Source organism: Micromonospora sp. H61 (assembly GCF_018070325.1).
GTDB classification, from domain to species: domain Bacteria; phylum Actinomycetota; class Actinomycetes; order Mycobacteriales; family Micromonosporaceae; genus Micromonospora; species Micromonospora salmantinae.
Window position 1 is genome coordinate 25609 of record NZ_JAGPXY010000055.1, and the last position, 19164, is coordinate 44772.

Below are 19164 nucleotides of genomic sequence, written 5' to 3' on the forward strand. Positions count from 1 at the left end.
ACGTGCGGATCGGGTCGACCCCTTAGGCCCGGCGCGCGAGCCACTCCCGGTAGGCGGTGGGCGCGATGACGGCGTCGTCGCCGGCGATGAGGACATCGCCGGACATGGCGGCGAACATGCCGGCGCCGTTGTCGGTGGTGACGGTGCGCTGGTCACCGCGGGAGGCAAGCGTGATCCGCCCCAGCTCGTCGAGGGTGAAGACGTCGGGCCCGGCGACGTTGCGGATGCCCTGCAGCGGCGCGCCCATGCTGACCTCGGCGACGGCCTGCGCCACGTCGGCGGCGGCCATCGGCTGCACCGGCGTGCTGGGCAGGCGGACGGTGGTGTCGTCGGCCGTCCAGGACAGGATCGACTCGACGAACTCGAAGAACTGGGTGGCGCGGACGATCGAGTACGGAATGGGACCGGCCGTGAGGATCTCCTCCTGGAGCGTCTTGGCGCGGTAGTAGTCCAGGTCGGGCACCTGGTCGACGCCGACGATGGAGAGGATCACCGCGTGGCCGACGCCCGCGTGAGCGGCTGCGGCCAGCAGGTTGTCCATGGTCGTCTGGAAGAAGGCGGGCGAGGCCTCGTCGAAGGTCGGCGAGTTCGTGAGGTTGACGACGACCTCGGCGCCGGCGAGCCCGTCGGACAGGCCCTGCCCGGTGAGCAGGTCCACCCCGGTGGACGGCGACAGCGGCACCGCCTCGTGCCCCGCGGCCTGCAGGATCTTGACGACCTGCGACCCGATGAGGCCGGTCCCGCCCAGTACGGCGATCTTCATGCTCATGCACCTTCCCGTGACTGTGTGGTCCGACCTATTGGCGTTCAGCCGATACTCGGACCTTCCTTGTCCGAGAACTATACTCGGACACAACGGGTCCGAGTAGCGGGGTGACTAGGGTGACGTCATGAAGATGTCCGGCGGGGTCGAGTGGGCGCTGCACTGCTGCGTGGTGCTCACCACCAGCCACACGCCCGTTCCGGCGGCCAAGCTGGCGGAACTGCACGACGTCTCGAGCAGCTACCTCGCCAAACAGCTCCAGGCGCTCGCCCGTGCCAACCTGATCCACTCCGTGCAGGGCAAGTCGGGCGGCTACGTGCTGACCCGCGCACCGGAGAGCATCACCCTGCTCGACGTGGTCCGGGCCGTCGACGGGCCCGGCCCGACCTTCGTCTGCACGGAGATCCGCCAGCGCGGCCCCTTCGCGACCCCGGCCGACGCCTGCACCACGCCGTGTCCGGTGTCCCGCGCCATGTGGGCGGCCGAGGACGCGTGGCACCAGGCGCTCGCCGCGGTCACCATCGCCGATCTCGCCCGCGACGTCGACGCCACCTCCGGCCCCGAGGCCCTGGTCGGCATCCAGGCCTGGCTGACCGGCGGGGCCTGACCCGACCCGGCAGAGCCGGGTGAACGCGGTCAGCCGGTGTGGCGTACCTCGGTGTCCCAGATCTGCGCCCACGGACGCCGCAGCCCTCGGCACAGGTGGATCGGGCCGCCGTTCTCGTCGTTGTCCACCTCGACGCGCTGGTCCACCCGCCCGGCGAGCGTGCACTGCTCGAACCAGGTGGTGAGCTGCTCGGGGCGCTCCCAGCCGACGGCGATGACCACGTCAGCGTCGGCAGGCGGCCGACCGAAGTCGACCATGCTGTTGTGCCCGGAGTACGCCCGGGGCAGACCACGGGCCGGCCCGTAGCGGGCCACCGCGCCGGCCTCGCCGTAGTTGCCGGTGAGGACGACCGCCCGCGCACGCTCCTGCGGCGGCAAACCACGATGGACGGCCGCGAGAGAGTCGGCGAACTCCGGCCAGCCGATCGTCTCGCCGGCGTCGTAGTTGACGTCGACCACGAAACCGGGCAACCGGTCGGCCGGCAGCACCGGCAGCAGCAGCACGACGTTGGGCAGCAGGAACGGCACCACGCCCAACGCGAGCAACCCGCGACGCCACCCGAGTGACCCGCGTGACGCCCACCCCACGGTGACCAGCGCCCCGGCGGCGCTGAGGGCCAGCAACAGCGGCGCGTCGTAGTAACCCTTGCCGCCGGCGATCAGCACGATGCCGACTACCACCAACCATGCCCAGCCCACCGCCCGATAGGCCCGCCACGCCGGCCGGCGCAGCAGCGCGACGAGGCCGGCGACCCAGATCGGTACGGCGTACGGGCTGATGATGACGAAGTGGAGGGTGAACGCCTCCAGGCGGCCACTGTAGGAGCTGTCGCCGTCGGAGATGGACCCGGCAACGCCGAGCTGCGGAAAGCCGTTGGTCGCCTGCCAGATCAGATTCGGCACGGCCAGCAGCACGGTGATCCCGGCGGCGGCGAGCACCCACCGGTCGCGCAGCAGCCGACGCGGCCCGGCGATGAGCACTCCGGCGACCAGGCCCACGGCCAGCAGCGCCGGAAGCAGCTTGCTGAGCATTCCCACCCCGAGCGCCAGCCCGATACCCAGCGCCCAGCGGCTGTCACCGGTGCGCAGCAACCGCACCGCACACCACGCCGCGACCAACCAGACCAGCAGGTCGACGGTGGTGGTGCTGAGCAGGTGACCACTGGCGAGCACGATGCCGGAGAGCGCGGCGAGCACCGCCGCGAACAGTTGCCCGCCCCGGCCGGCGCCCAACTCCCGGGCGATGGCGGCGACCAGCAGCACCGCGCCGCCGGCCAGCACCGCCGACGGGGTACGCAGCACCACCAGGTTGCCCGGGGCGATCGTGTCGAGCAGCCGGGCCAGCACCGGGACCAGGGGCCCCTGATCGACGTAGCCCCAGTCGAGGTGCCGACCGGCGAGCAGGAAGTACAGCTCGTCGCGGTGATAGCCGTAACGGCCGGCGAGAAGCAGGAGCGTCACGGTGGTCGCGGCGGCCACCAGCCACGGGGCACGGGTACGAACGCCAGGCTCCGCCGGCCGCCCCGACGGCGGCGACTGGGTCGGCCGCTGAGGTCGGTCGATCTCGATCGCGGGCTCGCTCACCCGCTCATGATGACCGGCGGCGTCGCCTCGTGGGTGCCCCTACCGGCGTTCGGCACCGTCCCGAATGCGGGTGGCCGAGGCGGGTGCGAAGATCAGCTTTGTCACTCGGACCGAAAGGACGATATGCGCTATCGCACTCTGGGCAACACCGGCACCGTGGTGTCCACCCTGTGTCTGGGCACGATGACCTTCGGCGCGGAGACCGACGAGGCCGGCAGCTTCGCCCAACTGGACCGGTTCGTCGAGGCCGGCGGCACCTTCGTCGACACCGCTGACGTCTACTCCACCGGTGTCTCCGAGGACATCATCGGGCGCTGGCTGCGCAGCCGACCCGACCTGCGCGACCGCCTGGTGATCGCCACCAAGGGGCGGTTCCCGATGGGCCCGGGGACCAACGACGCCGGGCTGTCCCGGGTGCACCTCACCCGCGCCCTGGACGCCAGCCTGCGCCGACTCGGCGTCGAGGCCGTCGACCTGTACCAGGCGCACGCCTGGGATCCGCTGACCCCGCTGCCGGAGACGCTGCGGTTCTTCGACGACGCGGTCGGCGCCGGCAAGATCCGCTACGCGGGCGTCAGCAACTTCACCGGCTGGCAGTTGCAGAAAGCCGCCCTGCTCACCCAGCACCTCAACCTCACCCCGATCGTGACCCTGCAACCGCAGTACAACCTGCTGGCCCGGGAGATCGAGTTCGAGTTGGTGCCGGTCTGCGAGAACGAGGGCATCGGCATCCTGCCCTGGTCACCGCTGGGCGGCGGATGGCTGACCGGCAAGTACCAGCGCGACAGCACGCCCACCGGCGCGACCCGGCTCGGCGAGAACCCGCAGCGCGGCGTCGAGGCGTACGCCGGTCGCAACGCCGAGGAGCGCACCTGGCGGGTGCTCGACGCGGTCCGCCAGATCGCCGAGGACAGGGACGTGTCCATGTCGGCGGTGTCGCTGGCCTGGCTGGCGGCCCGACCGGCAGTCACCTCGGTGATCCTCGGCGCGCGGACCACCGAGCAGCTCGACGACAACCTGACCGCCGCCGACCTGGTCCTCGACGCCGAGCAGATGCGGCTGCTGGACGAGGCGAGCGCCCCGCTGGTGGGCGACTACCCGTACGGCGCGGCCGGGGTGCGCCAGCGCGCCCGTGACCTGCCGGCCGGGTCATGACCTCGTTCCCCGAGCCCACCGACCCGGCCGGCAGCCGCACCGAGGTCTTCCTGCGCTACCTGGACTACTTCCGCGAGTCTGGTCGCCAAGGTGTCGGCGCTGGCCGAGCCCGAGCTGCGGCGCAGCCGGCTGCCGTCCGGGTGGACGCCACTGGAGCTGCTCACACACCTGCGCCACGTCGAGCTGCGCTGGATCGAGTGGGGTTTCCAGGGCCGGAACGTCGCCGAGCCGTGGGGCGATCGCCGCGACGACCGCTGGTACGTCGCCCCCGACGAGACCCGCGCGGATCTGGTCGCGGCGCTGCGAGCGCAGGGCGCGCACACCACGGCCGTGGTGACGGCGCACGACCTGGCCGAGATCGGCACGCCGGGCCCGCGCTGGAGAGGCGCGGACCCGGCGTCGCTGGAGCGGGTGCTGTTCCACCTGGTGCAGGAGTACGCCCGCCACCTGGGTCACCTCGACGTGGTCGCCGAACTCGCGGGCGGCCCGACCGGGAAGTGAGGCCGTCGGCCCGATAATGGGTTTATGCCGCTGCTCGTCGCACCAGCCCTGCCCGCCGGGAGCATCGCCGCCCAGGAGCAACCCCACCTTCCGGTACGTCCCGGGTTGACCCTGCGGCCGTGGCGCGACGACGACGCCCCGGCCGTCCGGGCCGCCTTCGACTGTCCGCAGATCCAGCGGTGGCACGTCCGCCGCATCGACGGGGACGACGAGGCGCGGTCGTGGACGGCGCAGTGGGTCGGCCGTTGGCGTGACGAGACGTCGGCCAGTTGGGCGATCGTCGACGCCGACGACCGACCGCTGGGTCAGGTGGGGTTGCGGGGCGTGCTGCTGGTCGAGGCGTCGGCGCAGCTGTCGTACTGGTTGTTGCCCGCGGCGCGGGGTCGGGGCATCGCCACCGAGGCGCTGCTCGCCCTGACCCGGTGGAGTTTCACGCGGGCCGGTCTGCACCGGCTGGCCCTGGAGCACTCGACCGCCAATACGGCGTCGTGCCGGGTGGCCACACGGGCCGGCTTCACCGAGGAGGGCGTGCTCCGGGGGTCGGTTCGCCACGCCGACGGCTGGCACGACATGCACCTGCACGCACGGCTGCGCACCGACGGCCCGGTCTGATCAGATTGTCGGCGCGGGTGGTGTCGGCGTCGCACCGTCCTCGTCGGCCCGGCGCATCGCTCGCGGCAGTCGCAGCGCGACGACTCCGGTGGCCACCAGTCCGCCGACGCCCGCGAGCACCAGAGTCACCGGGGCGGACGTGGCGTCCAGCAGGACACCACCGGCGAGGTAGGACGCCGCGGCGGCGACCCCGATCGCACCGTACAGATTGCCGAAGACCCTGCCGAGCATGCCCGCTGGCACCGTGCGTTGCAGCAGCGTGCTGGAGGCGACGTCCATGGCAGCCAATCCGAACCCACGGACGGCCTGCAGGGCGATCGCGGCGGCGACGGCCCAGGCGAGCCCGGTCAGCAGGTTGCCGACACTGCTGACGGCGAAGCCGACGATCAGCAGCAGCGGCATCGCCGCCCTGGTGCCCCACCTGGACAACAGTGCGTAGCCGGCCACCAGTCCGACACCGACCGCGCCCAGCAGCAACCCGACAGCGGATTCGCCGACGTGGAAGGTCTTCTGGGCCAGCAGTACCAGGGCCACGTCGTCGACCCCGTTGAAGGCGACCACCGCGGTGAAGCCAAGGAAGATCACCCGCACCGTCGGAACACTCAACAGATAGCCGATGCCCGCTCTGGCCTGTCGCAGCAGGGACGGCTGGTGCCCGTCGCCGGTTGCCGGTGGAAGTGAGGGGAGCGTCGCGAGCAGCACGGCCGAGACCAGGAACGACACGGCGTCGACGAGCAGCACACCACGCAGTCCGACCAGCGGGAACAGGGCCGCGGCGAGCAGGGGGCCGACCGCCTCCGCCGCGTTGGAGCCGAACCCGAGGGTGGAGTTGGCGGTTTCCAGGTCACTGTCACCGACCAGTGCGGGCACCGCCGCCCGAGACGCCGGTTGGAAGAGCTGCGAGGCGGTGGCGCGAATCGCGACGAGAGCCAGCAGCATCGGCAGTGAGGGCATGGTGAGCACGATGACCAGCAGGACCACAGCTTGGACGAGTTCGCAGACGACCATCAATCGTCGGAGATTGAGCCGGTCAGCTAGGGCGCCGGTGAAGGGACCCAGCAGGGATGGAGCGAAGTCTCCGACAAGGAGCAGAAGCGCGACTGCCAGCCCCTTACCCGTCGTCTCGGCGACGTGGAAGATCAGCGCGACAAGGCTGAGTGAATCGCCCGCGTACGAGACGAGCCGTGCCGAGAAGAGCGTCCGGAATGGCCTGTTGTGGCGAAGTAGGTGGGTGGGACGCGACGGCGCAGCGTCTGCCGTGGCGGACGCTGCGCCGGACATCTCGAACTTCCCCTGTCGCTGAGGGCTGCGGTGCGGCGTCGTGCTGCCGATACAAGGACGGGTGAACCAGCCTGTGGGTGAAGGTAGCCATCAGAGCGTCGGGGAGCGCGGTATTTACCGTTGTCGGGGAGCTGATTCAGGAAGCGACCGGGACGTCGGTGGTGGTCCCGTTGGCGTCGGTGACCCGTACCTCGGTCACGGTCGCGGGCAGGAGTGCCGCATCGCGGCCGACGTCCTGCCACTGGCCGTCGCCGACTCGGAAGCTCAGCGCTGACCCCTCGGCGGCCACGAGAACGCCCTGGTCGTCGGGCAGTCGTAGCCGCACAGGTAGGGGTGCCGACCAGTCCGCGGTCGTGCTGGCCACCGCTTCGAACGGAAGATATTTGCGGGCGAGCAGGGCGATGACCGATTGACCAGCGCACGTCGCGCGTACGCCTGCGGGCTGCTCTGCACCCGACGCCAGCGCACGTACATCTGCTCCAGCACCTCCTGAAGCAGGTCCTCCGCCGCGTGCCGATCCCCGGTCAGCAGGAAGGCAACCCGCAACAGCACCCCCGACCGTGAGCGAACGAAGTCGTCGAACTCCGCCCCGCTCGAATCCGTCATCTGACCTCCCGGCCTCGTCAACCAGCAAGACACCAGGTGGGCTCGCGAGGTTTACCGGTCCGGCAACTTCGCGCAGGTCGGACCCGGTGGAGGCCGGTGATCCGGGTTGCGCAGGTGGTAGACGGGCAGCGGTCAGTACGGGCACCTGCGCCCGTCGCGCACCATCTGCGCGTACGCGGTGCCGGTGATGCGCAGCCGATCGGTCTCGGTGCCGTCCTTGGCCCGGCAACCGTCGAACGGACTGACGTAGATCCAGGTGTAGGCCGAGTCGTCCGCGCGCCCGGTCACCTCGAACGGCTTGTCGCCGGGTGCCGAGATCACCATTGTCTGGCGTCGTCCGTCGGCCAGGTAATCCAACTCCAGTCGCCAACGGCAGTGCTGCTTGGCGGAGAGCGCTCGTACCTGGATGACGTTCTTCTCACCCTTGGGCAAGGTGATCTTGTGGGTGGCGAAGAACGGGGCACCGGCATCCTCGCCACCCGGGTCGTCGACGAGCATGCGGGGATTCGGTCGATCCACGTGTGTCACCAGGACGACCTTCCTGGAGTCGCCCTGGGATTCGTTGGGCTCCTGGATCCCGGTGAGCGGGGGGCGGCAGGGCTCGACGAGGACGGGCCGCAGGTCGACGGCCTCGGCGGCCTCGTCCCGGGTGCCGACGAGGGTGATCTCCCAGGTGCTCCGTTCGATGTCGACAGCGCCGGCCTCGACGGTCGGGTCGTCCGGCCGCTTGGCGTCCAGGCGAGCCAGGTCCGAGCCGGCGGGGTAGACGTAGTCGAGCGCGCCCTCCTGAGGGTAGGGAACGTGCTTCAGGTCCAGGACGACGACCGGCCCCCGCCCGGCCAACTGCTCGGCCAGTTCGTTCGCGGGCTTCCACTGGTTGATCGTGCCGACAATGACGGTGCCGAGCCAGGTGGCGACGGCGCCGACCACGATCGTCAGCAGCCAGGTGACGGGACGCTTCCACCAGGCGACGGTTGCCGGCGCGGCGACGGTGGGGACCTTACGGCGACGCGGGCGTTTGTTACGTGGACTCATGGACCGGAGTCTCCTGCGCATCGATGGACGTGTCGGTGTCGAGGAGCCGACGGGCCAGCAGCACGGGCAACGCGACGAGCCAACCCCAGGCCGCGCCGAACCGCAGCGAGGAGGTCAATTGCAGGCCCAGGGACTCCCAGGGCGCGCAGCCGGTGGGGGAGTTCGAGATGGCGCAGTCGACGAGGACATCGGACGTCGCGGTCAGCGCGGCCGCCGCGATCGTGGCACCCCAACAGACGACGACGAGCCCGAGGCGGTGCCCGGAGTTCGGCAGGCCGGCGAGCAGCGCCCGGAGCAGGAGCCACAGCACCACCAGCAGAGCGAGGGCGAGCACCGACCTGTGCACCCAGACGTCCATCGACAGGGGATTCGGATCGATCTCCTGCGTCAGCCGATATTCGACGTCGTCGCGTACGCGTGGCGGCGGGGACAGGGCAGGGCGGGACAGGAACACACTGAGCAGCGCCAGGAATCCTCTCCCCGAGTAGCTGTCCCGCACCGCCTGGGTGCCGTTGATCAGGATGAGCACCAGCACCGGAAGGACGCCGGCCAGGGCAAGGTTCGCGCCGCGTCCTCGCACGTCGCCGATCAGCGGAACGCCGCGCTCGGTATCGACAGCCGCGTCCTGGGGCTCGTCGTCGCCCTCGTCGGTGTCCTTCCTGAGCCGGTTCAGCAGCAGTATCGCCAGGCTGGTGCAGCCCACCAGGGAGGCGTTCGTGCCCGCCAACAGGCAGCCGAGAAAGAGGGCGTCGGACGTCCAGCCGGTCAGCGTCAGGTGCGCGCTGGCAAGGAGCGTGGAATGGTCCAGCGCCTCGTTGGCGTACCAACCGGTGGGGGCGGTGTGGACGCGGACCACGAGGGTGGCCCACCAGAGCAGGTCCCCGATCGCCGTGGCGGTGAGGGCGGCGGCCGCGCCGACCATCGCCGCGACGAACGGGTAAGTCCGCCGGGTGACCAGGCCGCAGGCCAGGTACGTCGACACCCCGACCAGCAGGATCACGAGCCAGCGGATCAGCGGCGTCACCGCGTCCATCATGGGGGCGGTGACGGGGTCGAGGGGGGCGAAGAAGACAACGCCCTTCGTGACGAGGGTCCGGAAGTCGACGGCGGTCCGGGTGACGGTGATCGGCCCCGACATCGAGTTGACCTCGGCGGTGACCCCCAGGTACATCAGGATGGCGCCCGCTGCGGCGAGCACGGCGACGACGATCCTGAATGGTCGGCTCATCGGGCCGGCCTCATCCCGGGGCGGGTCGTCACGCCGTCAGTCTCCCGCATCGTGCTGACTCGTACCGACCCCCGGAGGTGGTGGTTGACGACAGCTCAGCGGGCCTCTGCCCAGCCGACGAAACGCGGGGTCAGATCGGGCAGCGCGACGTCCGGGTTGAGCTTGGTGAGATCGTCGGTGGCTTCCTCCTGGACCTTCGCCAGGTGGATCAACAGGCCCGGTCGATCCTCGCGGTACTCGCCGAGCAGGCGCAGCTTCGCGGCCGAGCACGGCCACAGGATGCCGCAGACCGGGCAGCGCCACGACGGGCGCAACGGGGAGTGCTTCGGACGTTCGGGCATCAGCCGACCCCAACGCTCGCGCAACGCCGGCCCGGTGTGGTTCTGCTGAACTGGACGCTCGCGGCGGTGGTCACCAGGACCACGTCCCCGGCTCCGAGAGCGCCTCGTACCTCGTTCCGCACAGCTTCTCCTTGTCGTCGCAGCACCGTCTACACCGCACTTTGCCGGGGGTCGCTGGACAAACACACAGCGTTAACTAATCTTCTCGGAGCAGCGGATTTGTTCCAGGGGAGGGACGGTATGAACCACGCCTTTGTCGCGGCGTTGGCCGCGGCGGGTCACACCGCCGAGAGCCTCGCAGGTCAGCTCGGTGTGCACCCGAAGACCGTCGCCAGGTGGGCAAACCCGGGGCACATTCCCCAGAGCCGACACCGTGCGACAGTGGCGGGGCTGCTGGCAAAGGACGCCGACGCGCTGTGGCCGGACGTGATCCGTCGCCGTGAGCCGGTGTGGTTCCGGCCGTGGGTCGACCTCGAACGTGAGGCCGTGACACTGCGGTCGTTCCAGCTCGCGTGGGTGCCCGGGCTGCTGCAGACCGAGGCGTACGCCCGGGCGACCCTGGCCGGTGGGGTGCTGACACCGGAGGCGGTCGCCGAGTTCGCCGAGGCGCGGATCAACCGGCAGGCGATCCTCGGCCGGGGTGGCGGCCCGCTGCTGATCGCCGTGCTGGACGAGGGGGTGCTGAGGCGGCGTGTCGGCGACGACCGCGCCTTGATGGCGGTGCAACTCGCGCGTCTGCTCGGGCACGCCGAGGCGGGCAGCGTGCAGCTCCACATCGTCCCGGCGGATGCGCCCAGCTACCCCGGGCTCGACGGACCGTTCACCATCGCCGACATGCCGGACGGGTCACGGGTCGCGCACGTCGACAGCGCGGCACGGGCGCAGATCCTCGATCAAACGTCGGATCTTGTTAGCCTGGAACGACGGTGGGAACGTATTCGCGGCGAGGCCCTGCCCCGAGGGCGTTCGTTGGAACTTCTCAGAGAAGCGGCAGCATCATGGACATGACCGGTGCGCGGTGGCGGAAGAGCACGAAGAGCGGCGGCAACGGTGGTGACTGCGTCGAGGTTGCCGACAACCTTCCGGGCGTGGTCCTGGTTCGTGACACGAAGGACCGCGACGGCGGCACGCTGACGTTCAGTCCACAGTCGTGGCGTGGCTTCGTCGCGATGGCCCGCGACGCCGGCTGACCGACCACATCGCACAACGGCTCCCGGCGTCGGCCGGGAGCCGTTGTCGTCGGTAAGCCCGGCCGTCGGCCACGCCGAGCATCGACGGTCGATCTGATCAACGGACGGCGGCGGGTTCGGCCGGTTGCGGTTGGGGGGTAGGCGGCCAGGTGAGTCGGCGTACGCCGGGCACGAGGGCGGTGCCCGCGCAGGAGGCGAGGACCAGCAGACCCGCGACGGCCAGCGGAACGGGTGCGCCGAACGCGTCGGCGGCCAACGGCGCCAGCGCGTAGCCCAGCGGCATGGCGCCCAGCGACACCAGCCAGTCGTACGAGGTGACCCGGGCCAGGACCTCCGGCGGGAAGTGGTGCTGCACGACGGTCTCCCACACCGGGTTGAGGTAGCCGAGGGCGGTCAGCGCCACCGCGTAGGCGACGATCACCGCGGGGGCGGGCGCGGCGACGGCGAGCAGGAACAGTGGCGCGGCGTAACAGGCCAGCCCGAGGTTGGCCAGCAGCACCGGCCGGTGCAGCCGGACCCGCCCGGCCAGCAGCGATCCGGTGAGCATCCCGATCGCGCCGGCCTGCAACAGCAGCACCCAGGTCGTCTCGCCACCCAGGCGGTCGATGGCGACGGCCGGCCCGAGGGTCATCAGCACGGCGGCGGCGCCGTTCCACACGCCGTGCCCGAGCAGGCTGGACCAGAACCAGTCGCGGGCGCGTACCTCGCTGAAGCCGTGCCGCAGGTCGGCGAGGACGGAACGGCGGGGCACCGGCACGTGACGGACCCGCACCAGCGCGAGCAGCGTGGCGCTGAGCGCGAACGACGCGCCGTCCAGGATGAACGCCCAGCCGGGTCCGGCGGCCCAGATGAGCGCGCCGGCCAGGGCCGGCCCGGCGAGGCGGCTGGTGTTGGCGGTGATCCCCATCAGGGCGTTGGCCTTCTGCCGGTCGGCCGGCTCGACGGTGCCGGCGACCAGCGGAGACGCGGTCGGGATGGCGAACGCCGAGGCGGTGCCGCCGAGCGCGGACGCCACCACCACTGTGGTCAGTGACGGGTCGCCGCCGAGCAGTTCCACGCCGACCGCGACCTGCGTGGCGCAGCGGACCAGGTCGGCCAGGAGGGCGACCCGGCGCGCGTCGAACCGGTCGGCCACCACCCCGCCGAACGGCAACAGGACCAGCCGGGTCACGACCGCCGCGGCGAGGACGACGGCCAGCGCGCCGGTGGAGCCGGTGGCCCGCAGCACGGCCAGCGCCAGCGCGGCGGGCACCACCGCGTCGCCGAGGGCGGAGATGGTGCGACCCAGGAACAGCAGTCGGAAGGAGTGGTTGCGCAGCGGGTGAGCCATGGCCACAAACGTACTTCGACATCGAATATTTCGGCAACGAATATTTCGGTCCCGAGATAGGCTGGCGCGGTGACCACCACTCCGGACGCCGTCGACCGGCACATCGAGCGCTGGTTGCCGGTGCTGCCCGACCTCGACGCGGACGTCGAGGGGGCGGTGACCAGGATGATCCGACTGACCCGGCATCTGCGGGCCGTCAAGGAGCGGGTCCTGGTCGACCTCGACCTGCTGGCCCACGAGTACGACACCCTGCACGCCCTGGCCGGTCGCGGTGGCCGGGCCGCACCCTCGGACCTCGCCGCGGACCTCACGATGGCCCCCGCCTCGATCACCGCGCGGGTGGACGCGCTGCTGCGGCGGGGCTTCGTGCACCGGATTCCGTCGACAGTCGACCGTCGACGCGTCGACGTGGAACTCACCGAGGCGGGTCAGGCCGCCTGGCGCGGGGCGATGGAGGTCCAGGGCGCCGAGGAGCTCCGCCTGCTCGGCGCGCTCACCGCTACCGAGCGGCGACACCTCTCCGACCTGCTGCGCCGGGTGCTGCTCGTCGCCGAGCAGCCACAGAGCGCGCCGCAGACCGACTGAGCGGGGCCGAAAAATCGCCTGGCGGTCCGCGTACCGTTGATGCAAGGGTGACCGGCGTGACTGCGCATGTGCTGGCCGGGGCCCTGGCCGACGACGGACGGCGACGGATCTTCGCGGCGATCGTGCTGGGTGCGACCAGCGCGACCGAGGTCGCCGAGCGGACCGGCCTGCCGGCGCGGGTGGTGCTCACCGCGGTCCGCCGGCTCACCGACGCGGGCCTCGTCACCGGCGCGGACGGCGCGTTCGCGGCCGACGAGGTGTCGCTGCGGGCCACCGCGCGTGACAGTCGCCCGGCCGACGACGCCGAACCCGGCGTCGACCCGGTGCTGCGGACCTTCCTACGTGCGGGCGTCCTGGTGAGTCTGCCGGCGCAGCGGGGTCGACGGCGGGTAGTGCTCGCGCACATCGCCGAGCAGTCGTTCGAGCCGGGCACCCGCTATCCGGAGCGGGCCGTCGACGACGCGCTCAAGCCGTGGTGCGCCGCAGGAGGGTCGGATCACGTGACGCTGCGCCGGTATCTGATCGACGAGCAGTTGCTCACCCGCGAGCACGGCGTCTACCAGCGGCTCTGATCGTCCGCCGCGCGAACCGTCCCGCCGTCGCGCATCGGATGTGGTCAGGCTGTGGTGGTCGTCCGCGGAAGGTCCGCCATGCCGGAATCGCCCGCCGTGATGATGGCGGCCTGGCGGGCGCGCAGGCCGCCGACCACGCACAGCCCCACACCGAAAACGAGCCAGGAGGTGAGGACGATGACGGTATTGGTGGCACCGGCGCCGTCGAAAAAGGCGGTGGAGCGCAGCAGTTGAACACCCGCGCCCGACGGCAACAGTTGGCCCAGAGTTCCGGACCAGCCGGGCAGCATCTCGGGGGCGGAACCGCTGCCGGAGAGCGGGTTGCCGATCAGCATCATGGTCACCGAGCCGAGCCCGAATCCGGCGTAGCCGAGCAGCGACTCCAGGCCGAGCAGGGTCAGCGAGGTGGCGGCGATGCTTAGCGCGACAGCGCTGGAGTTGGCCAGGTAGGAGCCGCTGAGCGAGCCGAGGCAGAACTGCAGGATCGCCGTCAGCACCAGGCCACCGACGACCGCGAAGGCGAGCGCGCCGGTGACCCGCCGGCCGGTGCCCTTGAGTCTGTTGCTGAGCAGGAACGCGGCGAGCAGGCCACCCATGACCAGCGGCAGAGCACCGGCGGCCAGGCCAGCGCCGCGCGGGTCGTCGGCGGGCAGTGCGACGAGGTCGCGCACGGTGACCGCTGTGCCGGCGCCCTGGGCCTGCGCCTGGTTGAGCGCGGTCCCCACACTCTGCAGGGTCTGGGCGACCGAGGCGCTGGCCGCGGAGGCGGTGATGACCTGCGGGGTGCCGGCGCTGACGTCGATCGCCCCGTACACCTCACGGTCGCGGATCAGCTGCTCGGCCGCCGCAGTGTTGGCGACCGTGGTGATGTCGAAGGCATCCGGCAGCCGCTGCTCGATGGCGGCGGAAATCTGGCTCGTCGCGACGGCAGGGCCGACGACAGCGATCGGCACGTCGTGCACAGACGAGCGCACCGACGGCCAGGCGAAGGCGGTCAGCAGCACGCTGATGATCACCGTGAGCAGCGCGACCGCGGCGGCCACCTTCGACCAGGGTGACGGGGCCGTGGCATCGGCGTCAGCCGGAACCTCCGTGGACATGACAACTCCTTAAGAAGAACGGTCGCTCGTTTTCAATTCTGGAAGCGGCGCGGCTGGTTGTCAAGAACGAGCGTTCGCTTTTAGCATTGGCCCATGCCACGCGTATCCGAGGAGTACCGAGCCGGTCGTCGCGCCGAGATCCTGGCGGCGGCTGCCCAGCTCTTCGCCGCCAACGGATTCCACGCCACCTCGATGGCCGACATCATCACCGAGTCCGGGCTTTCCGCCGGCGCGGTGTACCGGTACTTCCGCAGCAAGGAGGACCTCATCGCAGCCGTGGCGGAGACCGCCCTGTCCGCTGCGTCAGAAACCTTCGCAACTCTGCTCGCCGACCGCGCCGCACCGTCACCCGAACAGGTCATCACCGCGATCATCGAAACGACTACCGACAGGTTCATCCACGACCCGGTCACCGGAGTGGACCTGACGCGGATCGGAGTACAGGTGTGGGCCGAGGCACTGCGCAGCCCGGAGCTCGCCGCTCGCGCCAGCGACGTCTACCGGCGACTGCGGGGGCAGTTCGCCGAAGTCGCCCGCCGCTGGCAGGCCGCCGGCCACCTACCGGCCGCTGCGGTGCCGGAACAGGCGGGCGCCGCCATGCTCAGCCTCGTCCAGGGCTTCATCCTGCAACGCTTACTGGTCAGCGACACCGACGCCGACGGTTACCTCGCCGGCGTGAAGGCGCTGTTGTCCGCCACGTCTCCCACCGGACCCCACGCCACCAGGTTGTGACAACCCGAACCGACCCGCGATCCCCTGGCGATACCGCCGCGCCGCCGGGGCGCTATCGGACGAACCCGGGCGACCGGATAAAGCCGTTGACCGGACGGTGATGATCAACAGGTGACCATGACCGCCCGGTCCACCTGGGCAACCACCGCTGTCCGGCCCGAGCACCCCGACGCGGTGCTGCTGCTGCGCGAGTACATGACCGAGATGGTGGTTCGCTACCACCGTCGCCCGGCCCTGCCCGGCGAGGTCGACGCGGCGCTGGCCGAGTTGCCCAGCGACGACCTGAGCGCGCCGAGCGGGCTGCTCCTGCTGGCCCACCACGGCCCCGACCTGGCCGGCTGCGCCGGGCTGCGCTGGCATCCCGGCTGGGCCGAGCTGACCCGGGTGTTCATCCGCTCCGAGCACCGCGGCGCCGGTGGGGGCGCGGCGCTGCTGGCCGCCGTCGAGGAGCAGGCCCGCGCGGCCGGGGCGGACCGGATCCGGCTCGACACCCGGCACGACCTGGTCGAGGCCCGCGCCCTGTACGCCCGGCACGGCTACGCCGAGATCCCGGCGTACTCGCGGGGCCCCTACGCCGAACACTGGTTCGAAAAACGGCTGTCCGGAGCAGTTGACGTCGGCGCGCGGACGCGCTAAATAAGAAGAGGAAGTTGAGTCACCCCGGCTCAACTCATTACCTTCGGCCAGGAGAACCGAGGAGGCATGACCATGTTGATGCGTACCGACCCGTTCCGCGAGATCGACCGGCTCGCCGAGCAGTTTTTCGGTACGGCGGCCCGCCCCGCGACGATGCACCTGGACGCCTACCGCGACGGCGACCACTTCTACGCGGCGTTCGACCTGCCCGGCGTCGATCCGGACAGCATCGACTGCACCGTCGAGCGCAACGTGCTCACCGTCCGCGCCGAGCGCCGCCGGCCCACCGGCGACCGCGTCGAACTGGTCGCCGCCGAACGCCCGATGGGCACCTTCACCCGACAACTGTTCCTCGGCGACACGCTCGACACCGACAAGCTGGAGGCCGGCTACGAGAACGGGGTGCTGACGCTGCGCATCCCGGTCGCCGAGCGCGCCAAGCCCCGCCGGGTGACCATCCAGGCCAACGGCGCCGCCCGCCGAGAGATCAACGCCTGATCCGACACGGTGACGGGTGGGACCGGCGCGCCTGCACGCCGATCCCACCCGAGGCTGAAAGTCTTTTTCACATGGTGTTCTCCGACGCTCCGGTGCTCGCCCGCCCGTCCGCGCCACCGGCGCTGCCGAGTGGGCCGGTCGAGGTCACCGAGGCGTGGCTGCGCAACAGGAGGCTGTCCGAGCACACCCGCGACGCCTACCGACGTGACGTCACCGGCTGGCTCCGCTGGTGCGCCGATCACGACCTGGACCCGCTGCGGGCCACGTTCCTGCACGTCAACGAGTACGCCCGCGCGCTGGAGAGCAGCGTCGGCTCCCGCAGCGGCCGCCCACTGACCCCGTCGACCGTCGCACGCCGGCTCTCGGCGCTGTCCAGTTGGTACGACTTCCTGGTCAAACTGGGCGCAGTGCCGGCCAACCCGGTCTCCGGCGCCGACCGCCCCCGCGTCGACCGGGACCACTCCGCCACCGTCGGGCTCACCCCGGAGGAGGTGGACGCCCTGCTCAGCGCCGCCGACGCGGACACCGGCGCGACCGCCGTCCGCAACCGGGCGGCGCTCGCGCTCCTCGCCGACCTGGGTCTGCGGGTCGGGGAGCTGATCTCGCTGGACCTGACCGACCTCGGCACCGAACGCGGCCACCGCAGCGTGCGTTTCATCGGCAAGGGCGGCAAACAACGTCGCCGAGCCCTCACCCCCGGCACCGGGCACGCCCTGGACGCCTACCTGGCCCAGCGGGCCGCCACCACCGGCGTGCCGGTGCCGCAGCTCACCGGCCCGCTGCTGGTCACCGCCAGCGGTGCCCGACTGGACCGGCACTCGGTGTTCCGGATGGTCCGTCGGCTCGCCCGCGCCGCCGGCATCCCGGCCTGGGCGAAGCTGTCCCCACACTCGCTACGACACGCCTTCGCCACCACGGCCCGCTCGGAGGGCGTGCCGTTGGAGGACGTGCAGGACGCCATGGGGCACGCCGACCCGCGCACCACCCGCCGCTACGACCGGGACCGACACAACCTCGACCGCGACCCGGCCTACGCGGTGTGGGCGGCCCGGTCGCGTCGTCGCGGCTGACTGCTACCCGCCCGACGTCGGGCTGTCGATCAGTCGAGAACCGCAGTGGCTTCGACCTCAACGAGGAGATCAGGCTCGCCCAGAGCACTGACACCCAGCAGCGTGATGGGCTTGACCAGGTCAACTCCCAGCTTCGCACCCGCCCGAGCGACGCCTTCGCCCAACAGGGGCATCTTGTCGGGCGACCAGTCGACGACGTAGATGGTCAGCTTCGCCACGTCGCCGAAGGACCCACCGATCTCGGCCAGGGCGGTGCCGATGTTGAGATAGCACTGCTCGACCTGGGCGGCGAGGTCTCCCTCGCCCACTTTGCGCCCTTCGGCGTCGCGGGCCACCTGACCGGCGAGGAAGACCAACTTGGACCCGGTTGCGATCGACAACTGACGGTAGACGTCCGGCTTCGGCAACCCGTCCGGATTGACGAGAGTGATGGCCATGCTGACTCCTTCTGTCGTTGCGCCGGGCCGTCTCAGCTCTGTGGGCGAGGGCAGATGCAGAACGGCTGCCCGATCGGGTCGAGAAGCACCACCCACCGCTCGCCGCCGGGCTGGAATGCCGGCTTCGACGCGCCCGCGGCCACGAACTTCTCCTCCGCCGCCGCCAGGTCGTCGACGTAAAGATCGAGGTGGTAGCGCTTGTCGCCGGTCTGGTCCGGCCAGGACGGCGGCTGGTAGCCCTCGACCAGCCCGAAGCCGATGGAGACGCCACCGGAGCTGATCATCGCGTACTCGGGTTGGCTGTGGGTGACCTCCCAGCCCAACGCCTCGTGGTAGAACGCGGCGTGGCCGGCGGGATCGGAACTGTCGAGGTTGACCATCGCGAGGTCGGCAGAAGCTGTCACGCCGGCAGTATGCCGCCGGGGCCCGACAACTTCGGCCCGCGACACCGGCGCGAGTAAAGGTCAGGGGGCGTCGAGGGGCCAGAACGTCACGCGGGCCGTGCCGTCGCGGCAGATCAACCCGGAGCCGACCCGGCGGCAGTCGGTCACACCCGCCGGGAGCACCGCGGACACCCGATGACCGTCGCGCCCCACCGTCGCGACCAGGGAGCGCCTGCCGTCCTCGGCCAAACCCAGAACCACCAGGGGTTCCGTGGTGCCCCGTGGGCCCCCCACCGTGCGCCAGCGCGCCCCGGCCGGCCACGTCCACACCCGCGCCCCGCTGCCCGCGTCGATCGCCCAGCGTCCCTGCTCGTCCTGCCCGCAGAGCAGACCCTGGCAGGGCCGCAGGAGCAGCTCACCCGGCTGCACCGGCACCTGCCAGCGTCGTACCAGCCCAGGTAGGTCGTAGCCGGTCAGCGCCACCGCGCCGCCTCCGCTCGGGTGGCGCAGCACCAGGTACGCGCCGACGACCTGGGGATTGTCCGGGCCGTAGTCGGCCGGCGGAAGCTGTCCCCGTCCGTGTTCGGTGCCGTCACGGGCGTCGAGCAGCCGGACCAACCCGTCGTCCTGCACCAGCAGCACCCACCCGGGCAGGCCGGGCAGCGCCCGCAGCGCCGCCGTGGAGGGCAGCGGGACCGACCACCGGGTCGCGCCGGTGGCCGGGTCGATGCCGTGCACCGTGCCCTCGACCCGCCGACCCGGTTCGGCGGCGCTGCGCACCTCGCTCACCGCGACCGCCTCTCTCCCGGCCGCGTACACCCTCTCGGGTCGCCGCCACAACGGCTGTCCGGTACGCAACGACCGCGCGGTGGTCACCCGCGCTCCGAGCGCCTGGTCGCGCTCGACCAGCAGCAACAGG

25 protein-coding genes are annotated in these 19164 nt (G+C 71.2%); 12 read left to right on the plus strand and 13 right to left on the minus strand.

All coding sequences use genetic code 11. The annotated features are described in order from the left end of the window. Positions 1–22: 22 nt before the first annotated feature. A complete protein-coding gene (locus tag KBX08_RS23800; protein WP_210785611.1) occupies positions 23–763 on the minus strand; it encodes an SDR family oxidoreductase in 741 nt (246 codons plus the stop codon). A gap of 127 nt (positions 764–890) precedes the next feature. Here KBX08_RS23800 and KBX08_RS23805 point away from each other — a divergent pair, with 127 nt between their 5' ends. After that, positions 891–1370: an Rrf2 family transcriptional regulator gene (locus tag KBX08_RS23805; protein WP_210785612.1), complete on the plus strand. Its 480-nt coding sequence runs from the start codon at positions 891–893 to the stop codon at positions 1368–1370. A 29-nt stretch (positions 1371–1399) separates the two neighbouring features. Here KBX08_RS23805 and KBX08_RS23810 read toward each other — a convergent pair whose 3' ends face one another. Continuing rightward, a complete protein-coding gene (locus KBX08_RS23810; protein WP_210785613.1) occupies positions 1400–2953 on the minus strand; it encodes a glycosyltransferase family 39 protein in 1554 nt (517 codons plus the stop codon). A gap of 123 nt (positions 2954–3076) precedes the next feature. On the opposite strand from KBX08_RS23810, the gene KBX08_RS23815 reads away from it, so the two are divergent. The 3 genes from KBX08_RS23815 to KBX08_RS23825 all read left to right on the plus strand — a co-directional run bounded on the left by KBX08_RS23815 (position 3077) and on the right by KBX08_RS23825 (position 5221). Beyond that, a complete protein-coding gene (locus tag KBX08_RS23815; RefSeq protein WP_210785614.1) occupies positions 3077–4108 on the plus strand; it encodes an aldo/keto reductase in 1032 nt (343 codons plus the stop codon). A gap of 90 nt (positions 4109–4198) precedes the next feature. Continuing rightward, the gene (locus tag KBX08_RS23820; RefSeq protein ID WP_307850626.1) at positions 4199–4609 is read left to right on the plus strand and encodes a DUF664 domain-containing protein; all 411 of its coding nucleotides are present in this window, start codon (positions 4199–4201) and stop codon (positions 4607–4609) included. 24 nt (positions 4610–4633) lie between these two features. Then, entirely contained in the window at positions 4634–5221 is a 588-nt protein-coding gene (locus KBX08_RS23825) for a GNAT family N-acetyltransferase (protein ID WP_210785615.1), read from the plus strand. Here KBX08_RS23825 and KBX08_RS23830 read toward each other — a convergent pair whose 3' ends face one another. The 6 genes from KBX08_RS23830 to KBX08_RS23855 form a co-directional block, all read right to left on the minus strand. Then, entirely contained in the window at positions 5222–6502 is a 1281-nt protein-coding gene (locus tag KBX08_RS23830) for an MFS transporter (RefSeq protein ID WP_210785616.1), read from the minus strand. 136 nt (positions 6503–6638) lie between these two features. Further along, positions 6639–6866 carry a hypothetical protein gene (locus KBX08_RS23835; RefSeq protein WP_210785634.1) on the minus strand — a complete coding sequence of 76 codons (228 nt, stop codon included), beginning with the start codon at positions 6864–6866 and terminating at the stop codon, positions 6639–6641. Next, on the minus strand, positions 6767–7108 hold the full coding sequence (locus tag KBX08_RS34935; protein ID WP_210785617.1) for a sigma factor: 342 nt from the start codon (positions 7106–7108) through the stop codon (positions 6767–6769). Before KBX08_RS34935 ends, KBX08_RS23835 begins: the two co-directional genes overlap by 100 nt. A 132-nt stretch (positions 7109–7240) precedes the next feature. Then, entirely contained in the window at positions 7241–8143 is a 903-nt protein-coding gene (locus tag KBX08_RS23845) for a hypothetical protein (protein ID WP_210785618.1), read from the minus strand. Then, positions 8130–9371: a hypothetical protein gene (locus tag KBX08_RS23850; protein WP_210785619.1), complete on the minus strand. Its 1242-nt coding sequence runs from the start codon at positions 9369–9371 to the stop codon at positions 8130–8132. Before KBX08_RS23850 ends, KBX08_RS23845 begins: the two co-directional genes overlap by 14 nt. Positions 9372–9466: 95 nt before the next feature. Continuing rightward, positions 9467–9712 (minus strand): flavin reductase, encoded by a 246-nt coding sequence (locus tag KBX08_RS23855; RefSeq protein WP_210785620.1) that lies wholly within the window; start codon positions 9710–9712, stop codon positions 9467–9469. Between the two features lie 240 nt (positions 9713–9952). On the opposite strand from KBX08_RS23855, the gene KBX08_RS23860 reads away from it, so the two are divergent. Further along, a complete protein-coding gene (locus KBX08_RS23860; RefSeq protein ID WP_210785621.1) occupies positions 9953–10720 on the plus strand; it encodes a DUF5753 domain-containing protein in 768 nt (255 codons plus the stop codon). Next, positions 10711–10902 carry a DUF397 domain-containing protein gene (locus tag KBX08_RS23865; RefSeq protein ID WP_112679871.1) on the plus strand — a complete coding sequence of 64 codons (192 nt, stop codon included), beginning with the start codon at positions 10711–10713 and terminating at the stop codon, positions 10900–10902. Before KBX08_RS23860 ends, KBX08_RS23865 begins: the two co-directional genes overlap by 10 nt. A gap of 97 nt (positions 10903–10999) precedes the next feature. On the opposite strand, the gene KBX08_RS23870 is transcribed toward KBX08_RS23865, so the two are convergent. After that, positions 11000–12232, minus strand: a complete 1233-nt coding sequence (locus tag KBX08_RS23870; RefSeq protein ID WP_210785622.1) for an MFS transporter — start codon at positions 12230–12232, stop codon at positions 11000–11002. A gap of 69 nt (positions 12233–12301) precedes the next feature. On the opposite strand from KBX08_RS23870, the gene KBX08_RS23875 reads away from it, so the two are divergent. Both KBX08_RS23875 and KBX08_RS23880 read left to right on the plus strand, forming a co-directional pair. Continuing rightward, a complete protein-coding gene (locus tag KBX08_RS23875; RefSeq protein ID WP_210785623.1) occupies positions 12302–12817 on the plus strand; it encodes a MarR family transcriptional regulator in 516 nt (171 codons plus the stop codon). Between the two features lie 56 nt (positions 12818–12873). Then, entirely contained in the window at positions 12874–13389 is a 516-nt protein-coding gene (locus KBX08_RS23880) for a DUF2087 domain-containing protein (protein WP_210785624.1), read from the plus strand. A gap of 44 nt (positions 13390–13433) precedes the next feature. On the opposite strand, the gene KBX08_RS23885 is transcribed toward KBX08_RS23880, so the two are convergent. Next, positions 13434–14489, minus strand: coding sequence for a hypothetical protein (locus KBX08_RS23885; RefSeq protein ID WP_210785625.1), 1056 nt, complete (start codon positions 14487–14489; stop codon positions 13434–13436). Between the two features lie 93 nt (positions 14490–14582). Between KBX08_RS23885 and KBX08_RS23890 the strand changes: the two genes are divergently transcribed. From KBX08_RS23890 to KBX08_RS23905, 4 genes are all read left to right on the plus strand, one after another. Beyond that, on the plus strand, positions 14583–15221 hold the full coding sequence (locus KBX08_RS23890) for a TetR/AcrR family transcriptional regulator (protein WP_210785626.1): 639 nt from the start codon (positions 14583–14585) through the stop codon (positions 15219–15221). A gap of 117 nt (positions 15222–15338) precedes the next feature. Continuing rightward, positions 15339–15857 (plus strand): GNAT family N-acetyltransferase, encoded by a 519-nt coding sequence (locus tag KBX08_RS23895; protein ID WP_210785632.1) that lies wholly within the window; start codon positions 15339–15341, stop codon positions 15855–15857. A gap of 72 nt (positions 15858–15929) precedes the next feature. Beyond that, the gene (locus KBX08_RS23900) at positions 15930–16355 is read left to right on the plus strand and encodes an Hsp20/alpha crystallin family protein (protein ID WP_210785633.1); all 426 of its coding nucleotides are present in this window, start codon (positions 15930–15932) and stop codon (positions 16353–16355) included. Positions 16356–16426: 71 nt separating this feature from the next. After that, positions 16427–17425, plus strand: a complete 999-nt coding sequence (locus KBX08_RS23905) for a tyrosine-type recombinase/integrase (protein WP_210785627.1) — start codon at positions 16427–16429, stop codon at positions 17423–17425. A gap of 29 nt (positions 17426–17454) precedes the next feature. Here the strand turns inward: KBX08_RS23905 and KBX08_RS23910 are convergent, their stop codons facing one another. From KBX08_RS23910 to KBX08_RS23920, 3 genes are all read right to left on the minus strand, one after another. Then, positions 17455–17862 carry a RidA family protein gene (locus KBX08_RS23910; RefSeq protein ID WP_203120462.1) on the minus strand — a complete coding sequence of 136 codons (408 nt, stop codon included), beginning with the start codon at positions 17860–17862 and terminating at the stop codon, positions 17455–17457. 32 nt (positions 17863–17894) lie between these two features. Continuing rightward, positions 17895–18266, minus strand: coding sequence for a VOC family protein (locus tag KBX08_RS23915; protein WP_210785628.1), 372 nt, complete (start codon positions 18264–18266; stop codon positions 17895–17897). A gap of 60 nt (positions 18267–18326) precedes the next feature. Next, on the minus strand, positions 18327–19164 hold an 838-nt coding region (locus tag KBX08_RS23920), incomplete at its 5' end, for a PQQ-binding-like beta-propeller repeat protein (protein WP_210785629.1).